Source organism: Bradyrhizobium zhanjiangense (genome assembly GCF_004114935.1).
GTDB lineage: Bacteria > Pseudomonadota > Alphaproteobacteria > Rhizobiales > Xanthobacteraceae > Bradyrhizobium > Bradyrhizobium zhanjiangense.
In genome coordinates, this window is sequence record NZ_CP022221.1 from 6,022,684 (window position 1) to 6,042,279 (window position 19,596).

General features: G+C 64.8%; 21 protein-coding genes. 7 read left to right on the forward strand and 14 right to left on the reverse strand.

Features of this window, described 5'->3' with window-relative positions; all coding sequences use genetic code 11:
- Window positions 1-107: 107 nt before the first annotated feature.
- The 9 genes from XH85_RS29015 to XH85_RS29055 all read right to left on the reverse strand — a co-directional run bounded on the left by XH85_RS29015 (window position 108) and on the right by XH85_RS29055 (window position 8,961).
- Window positions 108-1,355, reverse strand: a complete 1,248-nt coding sequence (locus tag XH85_RS29015) for an urea ABC transporter substrate-binding protein (RefSeq protein WP_128934552.1) — start codon at window positions 1,353-1,355, stop codon at window positions 108-110.
- A 10-nt stretch (window positions 1,356-1,365) separates the two neighbouring features.
- Window positions 1,366-2,031: an ANTAR domain-containing response regulator gene (locus XH85_RS29020; protein ID WP_128934553.1), complete on the reverse strand. Its 666-nt coding sequence runs from the start codon at window positions 2,029-2,031 to the stop codon at window positions 1,366-1,368.
- Window positions 2,028-3,188, reverse strand: a complete 1,161-nt coding sequence (locus XH85_RS29025; RefSeq protein WP_128934554.1) for a transporter substrate-binding domain-containing protein — start codon at window positions 3,186-3,188, stop codon at window positions 2,028-2,030. Before XH85_RS29025 ends, XH85_RS29020 begins: the two co-directional genes overlap by 4 nt.
- A 407-nt stretch (window positions 3,189-3,595) precedes the next feature.
- The gene (locus tag XH85_RS29030; protein ID WP_164939946.1) at window positions 3,596-4,126 is read right to left on the reverse strand and encodes a flavin reductase; all 531 of its coding nucleotides are present in this window, start codon (window positions 4,124-4,126) and stop codon (window positions 3,596-3,598) included.
- Between the two features lie 8 nt (window positions 4,127-4,134).
- On the reverse strand, window positions 4,135-5,388 hold the full coding sequence (locus XH85_RS29035; protein ID WP_128934556.1) for a Zn-dependent hydrolase: 1,254 nt from the start codon (window positions 5,386-5,388) through the stop codon (window positions 4,135-4,137).
- Window positions 5,389-5,391: 3 nt separating this feature from the next.
- On the reverse strand, window positions 5,392-6,273 hold the full coding sequence (locus XH85_RS29040; RefSeq protein WP_164939945.1) for an alpha/beta fold hydrolase: 882 nt from the start codon (window positions 6,271-6,273) through the stop codon (window positions 5,392-5,394).
- 11 nt (window positions 6,274-6,284) lie between these two features.
- On the reverse strand, window positions 6,285-7,430 hold the full coding sequence (locus tag XH85_RS29045) for a pyridoxal phosphate-dependent aminotransferase (RefSeq protein WP_128934557.1): 1,146 nt from the start codon (window positions 7,428-7,430) through the stop codon (window positions 6,285-6,287).
- A 7-nt stretch (window positions 7,431-7,437) separates the two neighbouring features.
- Window positions 7,438-8,217 (reverse strand): SDR family oxidoreductase, encoded by a 780-nt coding sequence (locus tag XH85_RS29050; RefSeq protein ID WP_128934558.1) that lies wholly within the window; start codon window positions 8,215-8,217, stop codon window positions 7,438-7,440.
- 66 nt (window positions 8,218-8,283) lie between these two features.
- A complete protein-coding gene (locus XH85_RS29055) occupies window positions 8,284-8,961 on the reverse strand; it encodes a GntR family transcriptional regulator (RefSeq protein ID WP_245473212.1) in 678 nt (225 codons plus the stop codon).
- A 263-nt stretch (window positions 8,962-9,224) separates the two neighbouring features.
- Between XH85_RS29055 and XH85_RS29060 the strand changes: the two genes are divergently transcribed.
- The 7 genes from XH85_RS29060 (at window position 9,225) to XH85_RS29090 (ending at window position 15,762) form a co-directional block, all read left to right on the forward strand.
- Window positions 9,225-10,088, forward strand: coding sequence for an ABC transporter ATP-binding protein (locus XH85_RS29060; protein WP_128934560.1), 864 nt, complete (start codon window positions 9,225-9,227; stop codon window positions 10,086-10,088).
- Window positions 10,085-10,870: a class II aldolase/adducin family protein gene (locus XH85_RS29065; protein WP_128934561.1), complete on the forward strand. Its 786-nt coding sequence runs from the start codon at window positions 10,085-10,087 to the stop codon at window positions 10,868-10,870. Before XH85_RS29060 ends, XH85_RS29065 begins: the two co-directional genes overlap by 4 nt.
- 23 nt (window positions 10,871-10,893) lie before the next feature.
- Window positions 10,894-11,910 carry an ABC transporter substrate-binding protein gene (locus tag XH85_RS29070; RefSeq protein WP_128934562.1) on the forward strand — a complete coding sequence of 339 codons (1,017 nt, stop codon included), beginning with the start codon at window positions 10,894-10,896 and terminating at the stop codon, window positions 11,908-11,910.
- The gene (locus XH85_RS29075) at window positions 11,907-12,722 is read left to right on the forward strand and encodes an ABC transporter permease (protein WP_128934563.1); all 816 of its coding nucleotides are present in this window, start codon (window positions 11,907-11,909) and stop codon (window positions 12,720-12,722) included. The genes XH85_RS29070 and XH85_RS29075 overlap by 4 nt, the downstream gene beginning before the upstream one ends.
- A complete protein-coding gene (locus tag XH85_RS29080) occupies window positions 12,719-13,477 on the forward strand; it encodes an ABC transporter permease (RefSeq protein ID WP_128934564.1) in 759 nt (252 codons plus the stop codon). The genes XH85_RS29075 and XH85_RS29080 overlap by 4 nt, the downstream gene beginning before the upstream one ends.
- Before the next feature lie 4 nt (window positions 13,478-13,481).
- A complete protein-coding gene (locus tag XH85_RS29085; RefSeq protein WP_128934565.1) occupies window positions 13,482-14,786 on the forward strand; it encodes an LLM class flavin-dependent oxidoreductase in 1,305 nt (434 codons plus the stop codon).
- A gap of 115 nt (window positions 14,787-14,901) precedes the next feature.
- Entirely contained in the window at window positions 14,902-15,762 is an 861-nt protein-coding gene (locus XH85_RS29090) for an alpha/beta hydrolase (protein ID WP_128934566.1), read from the forward strand.
- 107 nt (window positions 15,763-15,869) lie between these two features.
- Here XH85_RS29090 and XH85_RS29095 read toward each other — a convergent pair whose 3' ends face one another.
- From XH85_RS29095 to XH85_RS29115, 5 genes are read right to left on the reverse strand one after another with little or no spacing between them, the layout of a single operon-like run.
- Window positions 15,870-16,202, reverse strand: coding sequence for a Rieske (2Fe-2S) protein (locus XH85_RS29095; protein ID WP_338025673.1), 333 nt, complete (start codon window positions 16,200-16,202; stop codon window positions 15,870-15,872).
- Window positions 16,195-16,899 (reverse strand): ABC transporter ATP-binding protein, encoded by a 705-nt coding sequence (locus XH85_RS29100; protein WP_164939944.1) that lies wholly within the window; start codon window positions 16,897-16,899, stop codon window positions 16,195-16,197. Before XH85_RS29100 ends, XH85_RS29095 begins: the two co-directional genes overlap by 8 nt.
- Window positions 16,892-17,674: an ABC transporter ATP-binding protein gene (locus XH85_RS29105; protein WP_164939943.1), complete on the reverse strand. Its 783-nt coding sequence runs from the start codon at window positions 17,672-17,674 to the stop codon at window positions 16,892-16,894. Before XH85_RS29105 ends, XH85_RS29100 begins: the two co-directional genes overlap by 8 nt.
- Window positions 17,674-18,720, reverse strand: coding sequence for a branched-chain amino acid ABC transporter permease (locus XH85_RS29110; protein WP_128934569.1), 1,047 nt, complete (start codon window positions 18,718-18,720; stop codon window positions 17,674-17,676). Before XH85_RS29110 ends, XH85_RS29105 begins: the two co-directional genes overlap by 1 nt.
- Window positions 18,717-19,589 carry a branched-chain amino acid ABC transporter permease gene (locus tag XH85_RS29115; RefSeq protein ID WP_164939462.1) on the reverse strand — a complete coding sequence of 291 codons (873 nt, stop codon included), beginning with the start codon at window positions 19,587-19,589 and terminating at the stop codon, window positions 18,717-18,719. The genes XH85_RS29110 and XH85_RS29115 overlap by 4 nt, the downstream gene beginning before the upstream one ends.
- Window positions 19,590-19,596: the final 7 nt, after the last annotated feature.

A 19,596-nucleotide genomic window follows, 5' to 3' on the forward strand; every position in this document is an offset into this window, starting at 1 on the left:
AGGATGTGGGAGGATGCGGCGTCGCCGCCGCAGGCAGTCCGTAATCGCCCCGGCGCGCCGACAACGCCGGAGGCGTGCCGGGAGCGCCGGAGCGATCAGCCGCCGGGTCAGGGTTTCGGCGGCGGATTCGACGGCGTGTACTGGGCCATCGGATCCTTCTTGGTGAGATCGCAGCCGGCTTCACCCAGCCAGTACGGCTTGATGTCCTCCCAGACCTTGGGGAAGGAGATCGCATGATCGGCACCGACCTTGGCGAGATAGATCGTGTGCGACATGTGCTGGCTCTTCGGGTCGATGCAGACCTTGCCCTCCGGCGTGTCCATGCAGACGTCGCCCAGCGCAATTACCTTGCGGATCTCCTCGCGTTTGGTCGACTTCGCGCGTTCCACCATTTGCTTGTAGAGATAGACCGCGAGATAGGAGTTCTCCGCCTCCTGGTTCACATAGGGCTCGTTCGGGAACTTCGCCTTGAACTTGGCGTACAATTCCTTGCTCTTGGGCGAGTCGATCTCCTCGATGTAGTTGGTGGTGACGAACATGTCCTTCAGGCTCGGCGGCTTGAAGCGCTTGTGCTCGTAGCCTTGCCCGACGTTCACCGACGACGCCATCGGCAGGTTGACGTTGGCAGAGGCCGCCTGCTCGTAATAAGAGGCCTGCGCGGTGCCGACCAGCAGCGTGACCACGAAGTCCGGCTTGGCCTTCTGGATGTTCTGGATGCTCTGGGAGAATTGCGATACGCCGAGCGGGATGAACTCCTCGCCGGCCATCTTGCCGCCGTTCTCCTTGACGATCTTGCGCACCCATTCCGCCGAGATTTGGCCGAAATTGTAATCGGCCGCGAGCGTGTAGACGTTCTTGCCGTACTTCTCCATCATGTAGGGAATGAGCGTCGAGAACTGCTGCTCCGGCACGGCACCGGTGACGATCATGTGGCCGTCGCAGACGCCGCCTTCGTACTGGTTGTTGTAGAAGGCGAAGCCGTTGAACTGGTCGACGATCGGGCGGTACGCCTCGCGCGAGGCCGAGGAGAAGCCCGCGAACACGACGTCGACCTTGTCGCGCTGGAGCACGCGCCGCATGAACTCCTGGTAGCGGGTATTGTCGGACTGGGTGTCGTAAGCGACGAGCTCCAGCGGCCGGCCCATGATGCCGCCGGCTTTGTTGATCTCGTCGGCGGCGAGTTGGATGGCGTGAACCTTGCCGATCGTGGCCGCGGCGAAATCGCCAGACTGATCCTCCAGCACACCGAGCTTGATCGGGTTTTCCGCCGCGAGCGCCGATTGTAGGGGCGATCCGAGGACAAGCGTCCCCGTGAGGGCTGCGGCGCGCAGCCCCCGCAATACAGACTTGCTCATTTTGCTTCTCCTAGATGGCCTGTTTCTTGCCGCCTTGCAGCGTGATGCCGGTCGTGCGGCTGGACGTATCGGGCGGCTTCGCCCGCTTGCTCAGAAACTCCTCGCAATAGAGTTCCATGTTCTGCCGCGCGCGCATGCTGTCGCGACGGAGCTGGGAATAGGCACCCTCCTCGTCGAGGCCATCCTGCTGCATCAGCAGAACGACCGCCCGGATCACCGCGCGCCGGCCGCGACGGCGCTCCTCGAGGACCTGCAGGCGCTCATACATCTCGGAGCGCAGCAGGAACTGGTTGATGCCCATGAACAGGGACGTATAGACCGCACCGCCATGCACCGGCTTGCGCAGGAACGAGGTGGCGCCGAGATTGACCAGCGCCTTCAGCCGGCTCGGAGCCTCGACGCCGACGAGACCGATCACCGGCACCGGCGGCAACAGCGAGGCCGGGCTGACCTCGATTGAGACCGCGCCTTCAAGATCGCCGTCGACGAACAGGATGTCGCGATCGGCCTGGAGGCCAATGACCTCGATCTGGGCGCGGCCGTCGATGATCTCCGGATATTCAGTAGAGACGCCGAGCTTGGCCAGCGTGGTTTCGAGCGTGCTCTCCCACCCCCCTCGCCGGGTGACTACGATGGCACGTCCGCCCTTGAAGTTCTGTAACAGTCGGGAGCTCATGATTGCACCACCTTCAACAGCGGAGAGCGCATCGCGCTGGCAAAGCGCGGCGACGACTGGACCAGATAGGGATCGGGCGCGATCGGCTCGCGCGATTCCAGCAGCACTTCGAACTGCCCGTCGGCCACCGAGCGGCCGATCCGCGGCGTGAGCCAGGCGTGAAAGGTCTGCCGGTCGATACGGACCTCTCCTTGCGGTGCGCGCAGCCGCTGGTCGGCGACCGCGGCCCGCACCGTGCGAGCGTCGTCGGTCCCGGCCTGCGATAAGGCCGATGCGAGCAGCTTGACGGCAACGTAGGAGGCCTCGGCATCTGCCGACGACACCGGCCCCTCCGGAAATGATCGGGTATAAGCTGCGATGAAGGCGGCATTTTCAGGGGAGTTCAGCGACGAGAAATAGACGCTCGACGATAGATGTCCATCGACCGCATCAGGGCCGATCTCTGGCAGCTCCGGCTCCGAAAGCGTGCAGCTGGCAACCGGGATTTCCGCGGCCTGATCGATGCCACGAGCGCGGCAGGCGGCGCGGAACGCTCGGAAGAAGGCATAGGCGCTGGTGCCGATAAGGTTATTGAAGACGAAGTCGGGCCGCTGGTCGATGATTGCCGCGATCACCTGGTCGACCTCGGTATCGCCGACCGAGAGATAGCGCTCAGCCAGCACGGTGCCGCCACGCGCGGCGAGCGCCTCGCGGAAGATGCGATTGTTTTCCCACGCCCAGATGTAATTGGAGCCGACGCAGAAGGCGCGCTTGCCGACGCGCGTAGCGAGATAGTCGACCAGCGGAAGGACGTGCTGATTTGGCGCGGCTCCCGTATAGACGACGTTGTCGGAGCTCTCGAAACCCTCGTAGTGCGAGGGATACCAGAGCATGCCGTCGAACTTCTCGAAGCAGGGAATAACTTCCTTGCGGCTTGAGGAGGTGTAGCAGCCGACGATGTGACGGATCCCGGACTTGAGCAGATCCCGGCTTAGCGAGCGGTATCGGGCGAGATCGCCGGTTGGATCGACCACGACCGGCTCCAGCGCGATCGTGTCGGAGCCGGCGTTCATCTCATTGAACGCGAGCAGCGCTCCGTTGAGCATCGAACGCGCGACGACGCTGTACGATCCCGTCGTCGAGAACATCACACCGATACGATATCGCATCCGCGCCATCACTCGATCCAAAACAAAAAAGCGCCCGCCGGCCGTTAAGCCGAGGGCGCCCTCGCCGCCAACCGAACACGCGAGATGCGCGTGGTGTTGGAAATGATTTGAACTCGTCGCGTTGACGGGCTGAGCTGCCCAACGCTTGGACGATACGGTCGTTGAGATCGAAACTGAAGTCAAGCGCGTTATTGCAGCGCAGGCTGCTGTAATTCATATCGCCATGCAGCAAATCTGTGCAGTGCTGTTGAGCTGATCCGATCACGCTCGACCTGCCGCAAGCCGAGAAAGTCGCTGTGCCCTTGTCCCACAGACCGATAACATTGGCGCAGCGTGCGCTAGCATGGATTTTGCTTAGATTCTGGGCGATCGCGCCCGTGGCCCTCAGGAACGGCTGGCGATAGCCGCCGGCCCCATCAGGATCGGTCAAGAGCGGATTCGGGTCCAGCCTCAGCCGGAATGATCACCCCGATCGTGTGGTAGGCGCGGCCGAAATAGATCAGATTGTCGGCGCAGCCAGATCTTTGCAGCGCGACGACCCGGCAGAACAGCACATCATGCGTGCCAACATTGACGACGTCCGCAATCCGGCAGTCGAACGCCGCGGCACAGTCGGCCAGCACGGGCGCGCCGGTTGCGAGTGTCGACCACGCCGCAGCGGCAAAGCGTTCCTCAGCGGGCACCTTGCCGCCGAACAGGCGGGATAGTCGCTCGTGACGCGCCGAGAGCACGTTGACGCATACCACCTTATTGCGGGTCACGCTGCCATAGGCGGAGGAGCCGCGGTTCATGCAGACCAGAAGCGTCGGCGGATCGTCAGTGACGCTGCAGATTGCAGATGCGGTGAATCCGGCGCGGCCCGCAGCCCCGTCGGTGGCGACGATAGTGACGGCCGCGCCGAGACAGGCCATCGCGTCGCGGTAGTCCCGAGGAGCCACATCTTGCATCGGTGTCCTCACGCCTCGATGGCAGGCGCGAAGGCGAGTTCGCGCAGCACCTGTGCCAGCACGGCGGTGCCGGCCGCGACATGATCGGGTTCAGCCCATTCATGCTCGACATGGCTCGCGCCGTCGCGGCACGGGATGAAGATCATCGCAGCCGGGCAGACCTTGGCCAGATGACGGGCATCGTGACCGGCGGCAGAGAGGATCGCCATGGCGGAATACCGCTGCTCACGCGCGGCCTCCGCGATGCTCGCACGCAGGCGCGGATCGAAGACGTTCGACGGCGCATCCACGAGCGGCGTCACCGTAACCGAGCACGGCGGGGCCTTCTCCTGGCAAAGAGTTTTGATGCGCGCACCCGCCGCGTCGAGCACGGCATTGTCAGGATGGCGCAGATCGATGCTGAAGCTGACGCGCGACGGCACCACGGACGGCGCGTTCGGCACGACGGCGACCCGGCCAATGGTGAACTTGATGTCGGCATCGATGGCGCCGATCTCGGCATGAAGTGCGCTCGCGACCTCCGCAAAGGCCGCGAGCGCATCGCGCCGCTCCTGCTGCGCCAGCGTGCCGGCATGGCCCTCGGCACCCTCGACGACCACCTGAAAGGTCTTCTTGCCCTGGATGCCGGTGACGACACCGATCATGCAGTCTGCCGCCTCCAGCACCGGTCCCTGCTCGATGTGCAATTCGAGATAGGCCCCGGCGGCAAAGCCGAGGGGCCTGTGCGGCATATCGGGGAAAGCCTGGTGGAGGCGGTCGAGCGCCTCGCCGACGCTGATGCCATCCGCATCGCGCGCGGCGCGGATCGCATCCATGCCACGCTCGCCGGTAAAGGCCTCCGAGCCCATCATGCCCGGGGCGAAGCGCGAGCCTTCCTCGTTCATCCAGGCGACGACGATGAGGTCGCGCGCAGGCTTCTCGCCTTGCTCGGCCAGCGAGACCGCAGCTTCGAGCGCCGCCATCACGCCGGCGGCGCCGTCGAATTTACCGCCGGTCGGCTGGCTGTCGAGATGACTGCCGAGCAGCAGTGGCGGCGCGGCGCGATCGCTGCCGGCCAGCGTCAGGAACAGGTTCCCCGCAGCATCCGTCGACGGCGTCAATCCCCCTTCGCGCGCCCAGCCGATGACGCGACGCCAGGCAGCGATCTCACCGTCGCTCAATGCCTGACGGTTGACACCGCCAGCCGGCGTCGCGCCGATCTCGGCGAGCGACATCAGGCGGGTCCAGAGCCGGTCGGTGTTGATCAGAGGCTCGCTCGTCATCGACTACTTCGTGCGCATGATCTGGTTCGGCAGCGCGCGCGGATCGCGCGGCAGCCAGCGCCCAGCCTCGACCTGGGCGATGAACTCGGCGAGCAGCGCATTGAATGCCGCCGGCTCTTCGAGATTGAGCGTGTGGCCGGTCTTGGGGAAGACCGAGAGGCCGCAGGCCGGAATGGTCTTCTTCAGGAAGATGCCGGGCTGGAGACAGTGGTCGTCCTCATCGCCGACGATAACCAGCGTCGGCACCATCATCTTTTTCAAGCCATCTTCGAGGTCATAGAACGATGGCCGCCGCGCCTGGACGCCGCGCATGGTGTTGGCGGCGCCGCGATCGGAGTGCGTGGCGAGGCGATCGGCGAATTCCTGCCAGCCGCGCGGATCTTTGTTCTGGAACTGCACCCGGCTCGCACCGAGCGCGTAGACCTTCGAGAATTCCTTCGCACCCTGCTTCTCGAAATTGTCGGCGACTTCGAGCGAGACGCCGCGAAAATACTCCTCGAACTCCTTCTCGCAGCCATAGCCGGCCCCCGCCACCGTGAGCGACAGGGCGCGCTCCGGCGTGCGCAGGCCGAAATGCACCGTGCAGAAGCCGCCCATGGAGAGGCCGAGGATATGCGCCTTGTCGATTCCGAGCGCGTCGAGAACGGCGACCGCATCGTCAGCTGCAATCGCCTGCGAATAGGCCTCCACGCTGTCGGGCACGTCCGACGGCGGATAGCCGCGCGCGGCGTAGCTGATGCAGCGGTGGCGCCGGCTGAAATAGCGCAACTGCGGCTCCCAGCTGTCGTGATTGCCGCCGAATTCATGGATGAACAGGATCGGCGTGCCCTCGCCTGCCTCTTCCACATGCAGCTTCACGCCGTCCTTCGTCGTGATCATCGTCATCGGCATCGTCCCTAGAATTGCGGCGGCAGGTCGTTGAGCGTGCGGGCCTGCGCAACCATGTCCGGCAGCAGCGTGCAGAGTTTTTCGACCCAGCCTTGCGGCACAGAGGTGCTGATCTTGACGAAGCGGTCGCCGAAGCGCTGGGTGTGATAGTTGCCCTGGCGGATCATGATGCCCTCGCGGCGATAGCATTCGACCAGCGCCTCCGGGCGGATGGCCGCCGCGATGGTTTCGAGCACCAGGAAATTGCCGTGCGAGGGCATGATCGGCAGCGCGAGGCCCTCGATCGCGGCCGCCGCCTCCTGGATCATCGCCTTGTTGGCCCGATCGGTGCTGCGGACCTTCTTCATCCATTCCGCCTTGACCGACAAGCCCGCCTGCGCCGCGCGCTGCGCGATGACGCTCGCGCCGAGCACGCTCGTGGAGGTCTGCGCCAGCTCCTCGAACAGGTCTGGCGCTGCGACGAGCGCCCCGATCCGCAGGCCGGCGAGCCCGAGCCATTTCGAGAAGCTGGTCGAGACCACCGAGCCTTTTGGGGCGACATGAAGCGCCGGCGTGTGGCCGTCGGCGAAATCGCGATAGGTGCAATCGTGCACCAGCAGCGCACCACAATCGCGCGCGATCGCGGCAAAGCTCTCGATCTCCTCGCGGGTGTAGCGAATGCCGAGCGGATTGTTGGGATCGACGAGATAGATGATCGCGGTCCGTTCATCGACATTCGCCTTCAGCGCCTCCGGCGTCAGGCGGTAATTGCAGGCGGGATCGTAGATCGGAATCTCGATCACCTCGGCGCCCTGCTGGCGCGCGAACAGGCACGGCCATTTCCAGGTCGGATCGGTGGTGACCAGCGTGGTGCCGGGCTTGCAGCGTGCACGGCAGATCATCGCCAGCGCGTTGACGCCGCCCTCGGTCACCAGCGCTTCCGCGCCAGGCGCGCCGAGATCGGCGACGATCGCCTCGCGCAGCGCCTCGAAGCCGAGCGGCGGCGCGTAGACGTTGAACTCGCCCGCCTCGATCGAGCGCAGCATCGCCTCGCGCACGGCGGGATGACTCTCGATATGGTTGGTGTTCTGGCCGAGCCAGTAGAGTCCTGGCGTCGCCGAGAGCTCGTCGAAATAACGGTTGCGGACCAGTGCCGCCGATTGCGCTCCAGACATCGACGCCTCAGATCACCGAGCCGCGCGCGGCGATGCCGCCGTCGATCGTCACGACGGTACCGGTGATGTAGCCGGACCGCGGCGAGGACAGGAAGGCGACGAGATCGGCGACCTCCTCCGACGTCGCCGGGCGCTTGCCCGGATATTTGTCGAACAGCTCCTCCCAGCGGCTTTCGTCGCCGAGCATGTCGATCGCCTTGCGCTTCATGATCTTGAGCATGCGGTCGGTCGCAACCGGGCCCGGATTGACCGCGACGACGCGCACACCGTGGTCGAGGCTGCGGCCGCCGAGCGCCTTGGTGAAGGACATCAGCGCGGCGTTGCCGGTCGAGCCCGCGATGTAGCTCGCGTCCCAGTTCTCGCCGGAATTGCCGATGATGTTGATGATGACGCCGTCCTTGCCCTTCATCCGCGGATAATAGAGACGCGACAGCGTGATGTAGCCGAACACCTTGAGATCGAAGCCGCGCCGCCAGGCCGCGTCATCGAGGATCTCAAGCGAGCCGGCCGGGATGTCGCCGGCATTGTTGATGAGGATGTCGATGTCGCCGACCTCGGCCGCGAGTTTATCCATCGCCGCCGTGCTCGACAGGTCGAGCGCGTGGATGGTGATCTTCACGCCATGGCGGGCTTCGAACTGCTTCTTGGCCTCGAGCATGGCTTCGCCGTTGCGGGCGGCGAGGTGCAGGTGACACCCTTCCGCGGCGAAGAGTTCGGCCACCGCCAGTCCAATTCCTTTCGACGCGCCGGTAATGAGCGCGGTCTTGTTCGTCAGCTTCAGGTCCACTCCGAGTCTCCGGATGCAAGCTAGATATACAAGGTCTAGCAATTTGCATACCAAGCGGCCGGAAGGTCATTCGAAGGCGGCGAGGAAGTCCAGTAGGTTGTCGCCGAGCAGGTTGACGTGGTCGCGCATGGCGCTGTGCGCCCGCTCCGGGTCGTGGGCCAGGATCGCCTGCATGATCGCCTCGTGCTCGCGGACGGTATCGGCGATCCGGTTCGGCATCCGCGTCACCCGGCGGCGATAGGCAGCGACCTGATTGCGCAGCTTGCGGGTCTGATCGGCGAGGAAGCTGTTGCGCGAAGCCTCATAGATCGCTTCGTGGAATTCCTGGTTGATGTCGTAGAAGACGTCGATGTCGCCGGTTTCGCCTGCTGCGACAAGCCTCTGGTGAATCTCGCCTATTTCCGCGCCCCAGGCTTGCGAGACGCGCCGGGCGGCAAGCCGCGCGCAGAGCCCTTCGAGCTCCGCCATAACCTGAAACATCTCGATCAGCGCCTGCGCCTTGATGCTGCGGACCGTTGCGCCCTGCCGCCCGCGCAGCTCGACCAGATTGTTGGCGGCCATCAGGCGGAACGCCTCCCGCACCGGCGTGCGCGAGACGCCGAAGCGCTGCGCGATCTCCTGCTCGTCGAGACGGCTGCCCGGCTCCAGATGGCCGGCCGCGATCGCCCCTTCGAGCTTCTGGCGCAGGCTCTCGGCGAGCGTCATGCCGGGACTGGCGCTCAGGGTTTCATGCCCATTTTTCACGCCCCTGCCTCCGCTATGTGCACCAATATCCGCCATCATGTTTCTCAGATACCAATATAAGTATACATATTGGCACTCATATCCTAGCGAAATGCCCTGCTCTCCTTGGGAGACGCACGTCTCTCCGACGTTTTCGCCGTCGATCTCGCAAGTCTTATGCCTGATTTGCCCAGAAATCGCACTGGCACACGAGTTGCTAAGAAATTTTAACGCGGTCCGCTTCCGTATGCGAATGACCGCCGCCATTATACAAGGACCTACTGGTGCAGGCCGCTCGCCTCCCCGATCCCGGACCGACCATCGAAGCCCCGCAGGCTCAGGCAAAGCCTGAGCCGCTGCTCGAGTTGCGCGCGATCAACAAGACCTTCGGCTCCGTTGCGGCGCTGTCCGGACTTCAGGCGAGCGTCGCCCCCGGCGAGTTCGTCACCGTCGTCGGCCCCAGCGGCTGCGGCAAGAGCACCCTCTTCAACATCGTCGCCGGCCTCGAGGAGCCCGATGCCGGCGGCATCCTGCGCTTCGAGGGCAAGAGCTGCCACGCCGCCGACCTGCTCGGCCGCATCTCCTTCATGCCGCAGCGCGACTTGCTGTTTCCGTGGCGCAACGTGGTCGACAACGCCATCCTCGCGCTCGAGGTCGAAGGCATGCCGCGCGATCAGGCGCGCGCCAAGGCGCTGAAGATGCTGCCCGAGTTCGGGCTCGCCGGCTTCGAGAAGCAATATCCCAATCAATTGTCCGGCGGCATGCGCCAGCGCGTCGCCCTGATGCGCACCTTCCTGTTCGAGCGCGACCTGATGCTGCTCGACGAGCCGTTCGGCGCGCTCGACGCGCTGACGCGGGCGATGATGCAGCGCTGGCTGCTCGATGTCTGGCAGAAATACCGCCGCACCATTCTCTTCATCACCCACGACGTCGACGAGGCGATCTTCCTCGGCGACCGCGTGCTGGTCATGACCGCGCGTCCGGGCTCGGTGAAGCTCGAACAGGTCGTCGACCTCCCCCGCCCGCGCCGCCCCGAGGTCGTCACCTCTCCCGAATTCGTCCGCCTCAAGCGCACCCTGCTCGATGCGATCGAGGAGGAAAGCATCAAATCGTTCCAGTCCTCCATCGCGCAGGAGAAGCCGCAGTGAACGCGATGTCAGCCAGAGAGCCCGCGCCGCGCGGCATCGAACCGGCCGAATGGGATGCCCGCGTCAAGCTCGCGGCCTGCTATCGCATGGTCGCCAAGCTCGGCATGGACGACCTGATCTACAATCACATCTCCTTGCGCGTGCCCGGCCACGAGGATCAGTTCCTGATCAATCCCTACGGGCTGCTGTTCGACGAGATCACCGCGTCGACCCTCGTGAAGATCGACACCAAGGGCAACAAGCTCGACGACACCCCTCATGCGGTCAACGTCGCGGCCTTCGTGATCCATGCCGCGATCCACACCTCGAACCATGATGCGGCCTGCGTGCTGCACACCCATTCCGACGCGAGCGTTGCGGTCTCCGGGCAAGAAAAGGGCCTGCTGCCGCTCAGCCAGTTCGCGATGCGCTTCTACGATCGCCAAGCCTTCCACGACTACGAAGGCGTCGCTATCGACCTCGACGAGCAGACACGCCTCGTACGCGACCTCGGCCCACACAAAGTGATGCTGATGCGTAACCACGGCATCCTCACCGTCGGCCGGACGCCGGGCGAAGCATTCATGCTGCTCTATTATTTCGAGCGCGCCGCGCGAATCCAGCTTCAGATGCAAGCGGCGGCCGCAGCCGGCGCCAAGCTCGTGATGCCGCCGCACCAGGTCTGCGAGAAGGCCGCGCGCCAGTTCTGGGAATTGCAGGGCGACATCCTCGTGCCCGGCGAACGCGAATGGCCCGCGCTGATGCGCCAGCTCGATCGCACCGATTCGTCCTACCGCAATTGATTTTCACCGCCTGGAGTATGACCATGTTGAGCCGACGCCACGCCTTCTCCGTCCTCTCCGCCATCGCACTGGCGACCGGCTCGCTTGTCACGGCTGCGCCCGCCGCCGAATTGCAGAAGGCGAGCCTGCGTCTGAAATGGCTGCCGCAGGCCCAGTTCGCCGGCTTCTACGTCGCGGCGGCCAAGGGCTACTACAAGGCCGAGGGCATCGACCTCACCATCAATCCCGGCGGGCCCAATCTGCTCACCGAGAACCTGGTCGCGACCGGCGCCGACACGTTCGGCCTGTCCGGCGGCACCGACAGCGTATTTGCGGCCCGCGACAAGGGACTGCCGATCGTCTGCATCGGCGTGTCGCACCAGATCACACCCTTCATCTTCGTCACCCGCAAGGACGGGCCGGTGAAGACGATCCAGGACTTCAAGGGCAAGACCGTCACCACCTGGTTCACCGGCGCCAACCATGTGCTGACTGGCATGCTGGCCAAGGAAGGCATCAAGCCGGACGAATTGAAGATCCAGCCGCAGCAGGTTTCGGTAACGCCGTTCGTCGACGGCAGCGTCGATGTCGTCACGGCGACCTATTACAACGAGTTCTACACCATCCAGTCCCGCATGCCGAAGGACAGTCTGAAGACCTTCGTCGCCGAAGATTACGGCATCACCTTCCCGCGCGACACGCTGATCGTGGCGGAAGCCACCGCCAAGGAGAAGCCGGAGCTGGTCAAGGCATTCCTACGCGCCTCGCTCAAGGGCTGGAAAGACGCCTTTTCCGATCCCAAGGGCGCCGTTGACACCGTGATGGCTGCAGCCCCGACGCTCGACCGCGCGCAGCAGGAGTTCATGCTCACCGAAGTGAAGCGCCTGATGACATCAGGCGCAGCGACGAAGAACGGCATGTTCTGGATCGATACTGACGCAGTCAAGACCGCCCACGACTTCTTCCTGAAGTACGGCGTGATCTCCAAGCCGCTCGATCTCGCCGCCGCCTACGATCCCAGCTTCATCCAGAGCGTCCCCGTGGCGGACCGGCTGCCGTGAGCAGCCCTGCGGCGACATCGCTTGGTGACGGCCGCGCGGCTGCTCGGTCGATCACGATGCCGGATTCGCTGCGCAAGCTGATCCGGCTGCTGCTCGGCCTTGCCGTTGCGGCGGCGATCTGGGAAGGCGCGGTGCTGCTGTTCGGCATCCGGCCGTACTATCTGCCACGCCTCAGCACGATCCAGCTGGCGATGGCGGCGACGCCGCGCGCCTATCTCGACGGCTTCCTGCGCACGCTTGCGGAGACGCTGATCGGCTTTGCGTCCGGCGGCGCGTTCGGCGTGCTCATGGGCATCCTGTTCTTCCGCGTCTGCGCACTGCGCGAGATGATCTTCCCGATCTTCGTGGTGTCGCAGACCATTCCGGTCATCGCCTTCGGCGCGCTGGTGGTGCTGTGGTTCGGCAATACCCTGCTCGCCAAGGCGATCATCGCGTTCTACCTGACCTTCTTTCCGGTCACAGTGAACACGCTGCTGGGCCTGGAGACCGTCGATCCCAAGCAGGTCGCATTGATGCGCAGTTTTGGCGCCTCCAACCGCCAGCTTCTGCTCCGTTTGCAACTGCCGACCGCGTTGCCGCAGATCTTCGTGGCGCTGCGGCTCGCAGCCTCATTGAGCCTCGTCGGCGCCATCGTCGGCGAATGGTTCGGCGACACCACCGGCCTCGGCGTGCTGCTGCTCCAGGCCATGTTCACCGAGAATGTCGTCGCGATCTGGGGTGCCCTGCTCGCCGCGGCCCTGCTCGGCACCGGCTTCTATGCGGTAGTCGCCGCTGTCGAGCGGCGGCTGGTGTTCTGGAGCGCCGAGCAATGAGCCGGGCGCTCGCCTCTCCCTCGCTCGCCGTCCAGCGCGGCATTCTGGGCGCCGTCCTCCTGATCGCGTGCTGGGAAGGCGTGGCGCGCGGACTGCATCTGCCGGCCTATGTACTCCCAGCGGTCAGCGACATCTTGCTGGGTCTCTGGTCCAAACGCGCAACACTGGCCGATGCCGCCGGCTACACGCTGCTCGAAGCGCTGGTCGGCTACGGGCTCGGTTGCCTGATCGGCATCGGCCTCGCCGTCGCCATTGTACTGGTGCCGGCGCTTCGCAGCGCGATCCTGCCGCTCGCAACCGCGATCAATTCGGTGCCCGTAGTCGGCTATTCGCCGCTGATCCTGCTCTGGTTCGGCATCGGCGTCAGCTCGAAGATCGTGATGGTGGCGATGGCGGTGAGCTTCACCATCCTGCTGTCGATGCTGGCCGGGCTCGACCGGGTCGACCGCCGCGCCGTCGACCTCATGAAGAGTTTTGGCGCGAGCCGCCTCAGCATGCTCTGGCGCCTGCGCCTGCCGACCGCGCTGCCGCTGCTGCTCGCCGGCATGCGCGTCTCCACCGTGCGCAGCGTAATCGTGGCGATCGTCACCGAAATGCTCGGCGCGCATGGCGGGCTCGGCTGGGTGATCTACCAGGCCGTGCTCCAGATCGATTTCGTCCAGGTCTGGTCGGCGATCTTCGTGGCCTCCGCCGCGAGCCTCGCCTTCTTCGGCCTGGTCGGCTTCCTCGAGCGAAAAATCCTGTTCTGGAGATGACGCCATGAAACGACAGATGCATCTCGGATTGTTCATCCTCGGCACCGGCAGCCACGTCGCAGGCTGGCGCTATCCCGGCGCGGTCGACAGTTTTCAGGACTTTGCGGCGATCCAGGAGATCGGCCGCACCGCCGAGCGCGGCAAGTTCGACCTGATCTTCATGGGCGACAATCTCTATGCCGATGCGGCAGCCCATCCCTCCTACACGCTGCGGCTCGAACCGCTGACGATGCTGGCGGCGCTTTCGACCTCGACCAGCCATATTGGCCTCGGCGCCACCGTCTCAACCACCTACAGCGATCCGTTTTCGGTCGCGCGCGTGTTCGCGTCACTGGATCACATCTCAAAGGGCCGCGCCGCGTGGAACGCCGTGACGACGGCCAATCCGGCCACGGCGGCGAATTTCGGCACGACGCATCCCGACCACGCCCGCCGCTACGAGATGGCGGGCGAATTCCTCGACGTCGTCAAGGGCCTCTGGGACGGTTGGGCGGATGAGGCCATCGTCGCTGACCGCGCCAGTGGGCTCTACATCGATCCGGCAAAACTGCGCCCGATCGACCATGACGGCGCATTCTTCAAGGTGAAGGGCCCGCTCAACATCGGCCGCAGCCCGCAGGGCCAGCCCGTCGTGCTCCAGGCCGGCGGCTCCGAAGCCGGCCAGGCACTCGCCGCGCGCACCGCCGACATCGTGTTCTCGGTGGTGCAGGATATCGAGGAAGCCAAGGCCGGCTACGCCTCGCTGAAGACGCGCCTGCCGGCGTTCGGACGCAGGCCCGAGGACGTCACGGTGCTGCCAGGCGTGATGCCGGTGGTCGGCCGCACCGACAAGGAGGCATTCGAGAAGCTCAACACGCTCCAGAGCTTCGTCAGCGGCAGCAACGCGCTCGCCATCCTGTCGGACCGCTTCGGGCGCGACATGTCGGCCTACGATCTCGACGGGCCGATCCCCGACATCGCGCCATCAGACAGCTATCACAGCTTCGCCAGCGTCATGCTCGCCAAGGGCCGCCGCGAGAACATGACGCTGCGCGATCTCTACAATCTCACCGCCGCCGCCCGCGGCCATTGGGTGCTGTGCGGCTCGGCCGAGCGCATCGCCGACACACTCCAGCTCTGGTTCGAGGAGCATGCCGCCGACGGCTTCAACGTCATGCCGCCTTACTTCCATGAGGGGCTCGAGGACTTCGTCCAGCTCGTCGTGCCGATCCTCCAGGAGCGCGGGCTGTTCCGTGCGGACTATGAAGGCACGACATTGCGCGATCATCTCGGCCTCGCACGGCCCGCAAATCCGTTCTTCGCGGCTTAGACCACGCGGGCGATCTGCAGCGCCACGGAAAACCGATAGTCTCGCGAATCAATCGCCGGTGAATAGCCGGCCCAAATTGGACAAGGGTGCCATCCAGCGCCGCATCGGAGTGATTATGATTGAGGATGCTCATTCGACAGGTCGACCGGTCGATCCCCGTTCCGCATGGTCCGTGCTATCCCAGGCAGAACGCGACGCCGCCTATGACAACAACGCGGCCGTCAAGAACAGCACGGCCCTGATTGCCGAACGGAACGAAGCCTCCAGCCGGCTGCGAGGCACGCTGAAATCCCATCTCGATCTGGCTTACGGTCAGCGGGCGAACAACAAGATCGATCTCTACCCGGCCGCCAAGCCTGAGTCGCCCTGCCTGGTGTTCCTGCATGGTGGCTATTGGCAGCGCAATTCGCGCGAATTGTTCGCCATGCTCGTCGAAGGCATCGCCGCCCATGGCTGGTCGGTTGCCATTCCCGGCTATTCGCTGGCGCCGGAGGTATCCCTCACCGACATCGTCGCCGAAGTCCCGCGCGCGCTCGACTGGCTTGCCGCAAACGGCGCGTCCTATGGCGTTACCGGACCGGTCGTCTTGTCGGGTTGGTCCGCCGGAGCCCATCTCGCCGCGATGGCGCTGAACCATCCGAGTGTCCATGCGGGACTGGCGATCTCAGGCGTGTACGAGCTTGCACCAATCCGCGATACCGGCCTCAACAACGCGCTGAAGCTGACGGATGAGGAAATCGCCGCGCTGTCGCCGTTGCGCCTGCCCGTCACACCGAAGCGGCTCGACATCGCCTATGGCAGCAACGAGCTGCCGGCGCTCGTGTGCGATTCCATCAATCTCCACGACAAGCGCGCGGCGGCCGGAGCGCCGGGCCAGCTCATTCCGATCGAGGGCGCCGACCATTTCACCATTCTCGAGGCGCTGCGTCGGCCGGATGGCGTGCTGGTGGAGGCCGCGCGCCGGCTGCTGGATTAAAAAAGTTCGAAAACAACCCCATGCACAGTAGAACGCCCTTGTTTTCAAAGGTGAATTCACGCCGCTCGTGGCTTTGACCCGTCGGGCAAAACAGGGGCATAATGCCATCATCGCCCCGCTTGCTGCTGCTGCACCTCAATCCAGATCTGCCCGCCCGTGATCCGCACCCGATGGAGGCGCAACGGCGGGCTCGGCCATCCCGCAGTCATCGCTCCATCGCGTAAATCGAATGATGCCGCATGACGCGGGCAATGAAGCCGGCCGGCCGTCACCTGCCCGAGCGCCAGATCGGCCTGTTCGTGCGGACACGCACGTGCGCAGGCGACAACATCGCCCGCGTTCCAGATCACGAGCAGGTCGCGCCCGGCAACGCGGACGATCGCCTCGAGCTTCAGCCGGTCGAGATCGCAGACGGCAATCCACCCGGCATCGTCATCCACCAAGATAGGCCTTCCGCACATGCTCGTTCTCGATCAGCTCGGAACCTGCGCCTGACAGCACGATGCGGCCATTCTCGAGCAGATAGGCGTGGTCGCACATCTCGAGCGCGGCGAACGCATTTTGCTCGACCAGCAGCACCGTGGTGCCGGCATCGCGGATACCGCGGATGATCGCAAAGGTGCGCTCGACGATGTTGGGCGCGAGCCCGAGCGACGGCTCGTCGAACATGATCAGCCGCGGCCGCGACATCAGCGCGCGCCCGATCGCCAGCATCTGCTGTTCGCCGCCCGACAGCGTGCCCGCCGCCTGCCGGCGCCGCTCGGCGAGCCGCGGAAATTCCGCGTAGATACGGTCGCGGTCGGCCGCGATCTCGCCCGAACCACGACGGAGGTAAGCCCCCATGTCGAGATTTTCCTCGACGCTCATGTGCGGAAATACGCGCCGGCCTTCCGGACAATGTGCGATCCCGCTGGCAAGGACGCGCGGCGGTCTCGCCCCGGTGATGTCGATGCCCTCGAACCGCATTTGCCCTGCGCGCGGCGGTACGAGGCCGGAAATCGCGCGCAGCGTCGTGCTCTTGCCGGCGCCGTTCGCGCCGATCAGGGCGACGAGCTGGCCGGCCTTCACGTCGAGCGAGATGCCGCGCAGCGCAGTGACGCCGCCATAGCCGCACACCATGTCGCGGAGCTCAAGCACGCCCCGCTCCGTGTCCGAGATAGGCCTCGATCACGGCCGGATCGTTGCGGATCACATCCGGGGTTCCCTCGGCGATGATACGGCCATAGTTCAGCACCACGATGCGGTCCGAGACGGTCATCACCATCGGCATGTCGTGCTCGACCAGCAGGATGGTGATGCCTCGGTCGCGGATGCTGCGGATCAGCTCGACGAAGCGGTGGGTTTCCGAGGCGTTCATGCCCGAGACGGGCTCGTCGAGCAGCAGCATCGAAGGCTCCGCCGCCAGCGCCAGCGCGACACCGACAAGGCGCTGCTCACCGTAGGACAGCGAGCCGGCCGCATCTTGGGCGCGGCGTTCGAGGCCGACCCATTCGATCAACTCGCTGGCGCGCTGCCGCAGCCTGCGTTCCGAGGCGCGCGCGCCCGGCAGCCCGAGGATGGCATCGAGCAGCCGGACCCGGCCCTGACGATGCAGGCCGATCAGGAGATTGTCGTAGACGGTGTCGTTGGGAAACACGCTAGTGCGCTGAAAGGTGCGTATCAGGCCGAGATCGGCGATCTCGTGCGGCTTCAATCCGGTCAGCGTCGTCCCCTGATAGGTGACCTGGCCTGCGCTCGGCGTCAGGAAACCAGTCATGACGTTGAAGGCGGTGGTCTTGCCGGCGCCATTCGGCCCGATCAGACTGACGATCTCGCCCTCACCGACCGTAAAACTCATGTCGGAGATCGCGACCAGCCCGCCGAAGCGGACGGCGACCTGCTCGATGGTCATGGCAATGCTGCGCGCGGTCATCACGCCGGCTCCTTGGCACCGGTTTCGGTGAGCGCAACCGATGCCAGCGCCGACGCGCCGCTGCGCCGTCGGATGAAGCGCTGCGCGAGCGACGGCACGATGCCGCGGGGCAGCACGAACAGGATGGCGATCAGCACGCCGCCATAGGCGATCCACTGCGCCTCCGGCGCCATGACCGGCCGCAACGCGACCGGCAGCAGCCCGAAGATCAGGCCGCCGACCACGGGACCGGCCAACGAGCCCTTGCCGCCGCTGATCACCATAATGACCATGGTAACGGTATTGATAAAGGCGAACACTTCGGGGTCGATGATCCGGATGTAGTGCGCATAGAGGCCGCCGGCCGCGCCCGCGATCGCGGCCGAGATCACGGCTGCCAGCGTCAGCGTTCTGGTGACGTCGATGCCGACAGAGACGGCGAGCGTCTCGTTCTCCATCAGCCCCCGCATCGCACGGCCGAAATGGGAATGAACCAGGCGGGCGATCAGGAGATAGGCGACCAGTGCCACCACCAGCACGAGATAGTAGTTCTGCATCTTGGTGCGCAGCGTCAGCTCACCAATCCCGGGCAAGGGCAGCGCGACGGATGGAATGTTGGTCAGTGCCAGCGGCCCCTGCGTCAGCTCGACCCAGTTCAGCGCGACCAGCCGGACGACCTCGGCAAAGGAGATGGTCACGATGACGAAATAGGCGCCGCGGACGCGGAAGGAGAGCAACCCGACGAAATAGCCGCACAATCCGGCGACCAGGATTGCCAGCAAGAAGCCTGCAATCGGTGGCCAAGGTGCGTGAACCAGGCGGACGTCTCCAGGCAGACCGACGTCGAAGCCGAGCGACGTCAGCGCGCTGACATAGGCACCGATGCCGAAGAAAGCGATGTGGCCGAGGCTGAGCTGGCCTGTGAAGCCTAGCAGCAGATTGAGGCTCATCGCGCCGATGATGAAGATTCCGGTCGTGATCAGCGCGTTCAGGAGATAGGGATCGCGCAGCCAAAGCGGCACCGAGGCAAAAGCTGCGACCGCAAGAAGGGTGATGGCTGTCCTCATCCGACGCGCTCCGAGCGCGCGAACAGGCCGGTTGGCCGGAAGATCAGGACCGCGATGATGATCAGAAAACCCATGGCGTCACGATAGCCGGACGAGACGTAGCCGGCGCCGAGTTCCTCGGCCAACGCCAGGATGAAGCCGCCGATGACCGCACCCGTAATGTTGCCGAGACCGCCGAGAATGACGATGGCGAATGCCTTGACGGCGGCGAGATCACCCATTTGCGGGAAGATCACATAGACCGGCCCGAGCAGAGCGCCCGCGGCGGCGGCAAGGCTGGAGCCGATCGCGAAGGTTGAGGTGTAGATCATGTCCACGTTGACACCCATTAGCGACGCCGTGTCGTGGTCCTGGAACGTCGCCCGCATCGCACGTCCCAGGCTGGTCTTGTTGATCAGGAGGTACGTCACCAGGATCAACATTGCCGCCGCGGCGAGCACAAACAGGCGCAACCAGGAGACAGACACCGGCCCGAGCACCAGCGGCGCCTCAGGGAATGGAGTTGCCACCGATTTGGCGACGCCTCCCCAGATCCACAGCGTGCACGACTGCATCGCGATCCAGGCGCCGATCATGACCAGCATCGTGGTGTCGATGTCGGAGCCGCGCAGCGGTCGCAGCAATGTCAGCTCGATGGCTGCCCCGAGCAGCCACCCGGCAAGCACCGCGACGGGCAATGCCAGGAAGAAATTCAGCCCGAGCTGCTGCACCACGATGAACATGATGTAGGCGCCGAACGTGTAGAGCACGCCGTGCGTGAAGTTCACGACGTTCATAATGCCGAAGATCAAGGTCAGCCCGATGCCCAGCAGCGCATAAGTGCCGCCGAGCACGAGCATGTTGACCAGATGCTGAAAGAATTCGCTCAATACCGTT

What these genes read in the sequence shown, in the direction of transcription:
- XH85_RS29015 (WP_128934552.1), bottom strand. Translation starts at nt 1,355, where the DNA reads ATGAGCAAGTCTGTATTGCGGGGGCTGCGCGCCGCAGCCCTCACGGGG.
- XH85_RS29020 (WP_128934553.1), bottom strand. Translation starts at nt 2,031, where the DNA reads ATGAGCTCCCGACTGTTACAGAACTTCAAGGGCGGACGTGCCATCGTA.
- XH85_RS29025 (WP_128934554.1), bottom strand. Translation starts at nt 3,188, where the DNA reads ATGGCGCGGATGCGATATCGTATCGGTGTGATGTTCTCGACGACGGGA.
- XH85_RS29030 (WP_164939946.1), bottom strand. Translation starts at nt 4,126, where the DNA reads ATGCAAGATGTGGCTCCTCGGGACTACCGCGACGCGATGGCCTGTCTC.
- XH85_RS29035 (WP_128934556.1), bottom strand. Translation starts at nt 5,388, where the DNA reads ATGACGAGCGAGCCTCTGATCAACACCGACCGGCTCTGGACCCGCCTG.
- XH85_RS29040 (WP_164939945.1), bottom strand. Translation starts at nt 6,273, where the DNA reads ATGACGATGATCACGACGAAGGACGGCGTGAAGCTGCATGTGGAAGAG.
- XH85_RS29045 (WP_128934557.1), bottom strand. Translation starts at nt 7,430, where the DNA reads ATGTCTGGAGCGCAATCGGCGGCACTGGTCCGCAACCGTTATTTCGAC.
- XH85_RS29070 (WP_128934562.1), top strand. Translation starts at nt 10,894, where the DNA reads ATGTTGAGCCGACGCCACGCCTTCTCCGTCCTCTCCGCCATCGCACTG.
- XH85_RS29080 (WP_128934564.1), top strand. Translation starts at nt 12,719, where the DNA reads ATGAGCCGGGCGCTCGCCTCTCCCTCGCTCGCCGTCCAGCGCGGCATT.
- XH85_RS29085 (WP_128934565.1), top strand. Translation starts at nt 13,482, where the DNA reads ATGAAACGACAGATGCATCTCGGATTGTTCATCCTCGGCACCGGCAGC.
- XH85_RS29090 (WP_128934566.1), top strand. Translation starts at nt 14,902, where the DNA reads ATGATTGAGGATGCTCATTCGACAGGTCGACCGGTCGATCCCCGTTCC.
- XH85_RS29105 (WP_164939943.1), bottom strand. Translation starts at nt 17,674, where the DNA reads ATGACCGCGCGCAGCATTGCCATGACCATCGAGCAGGTCGCCGTCCGC.
- XH85_RS29110 (WP_128934569.1), bottom strand. Translation starts at nt 18,720, where the DNA reads ATGAGGACAGCCATCACCCTTCTTGCGGTCGCAGCTTTTGCCTCGGTG.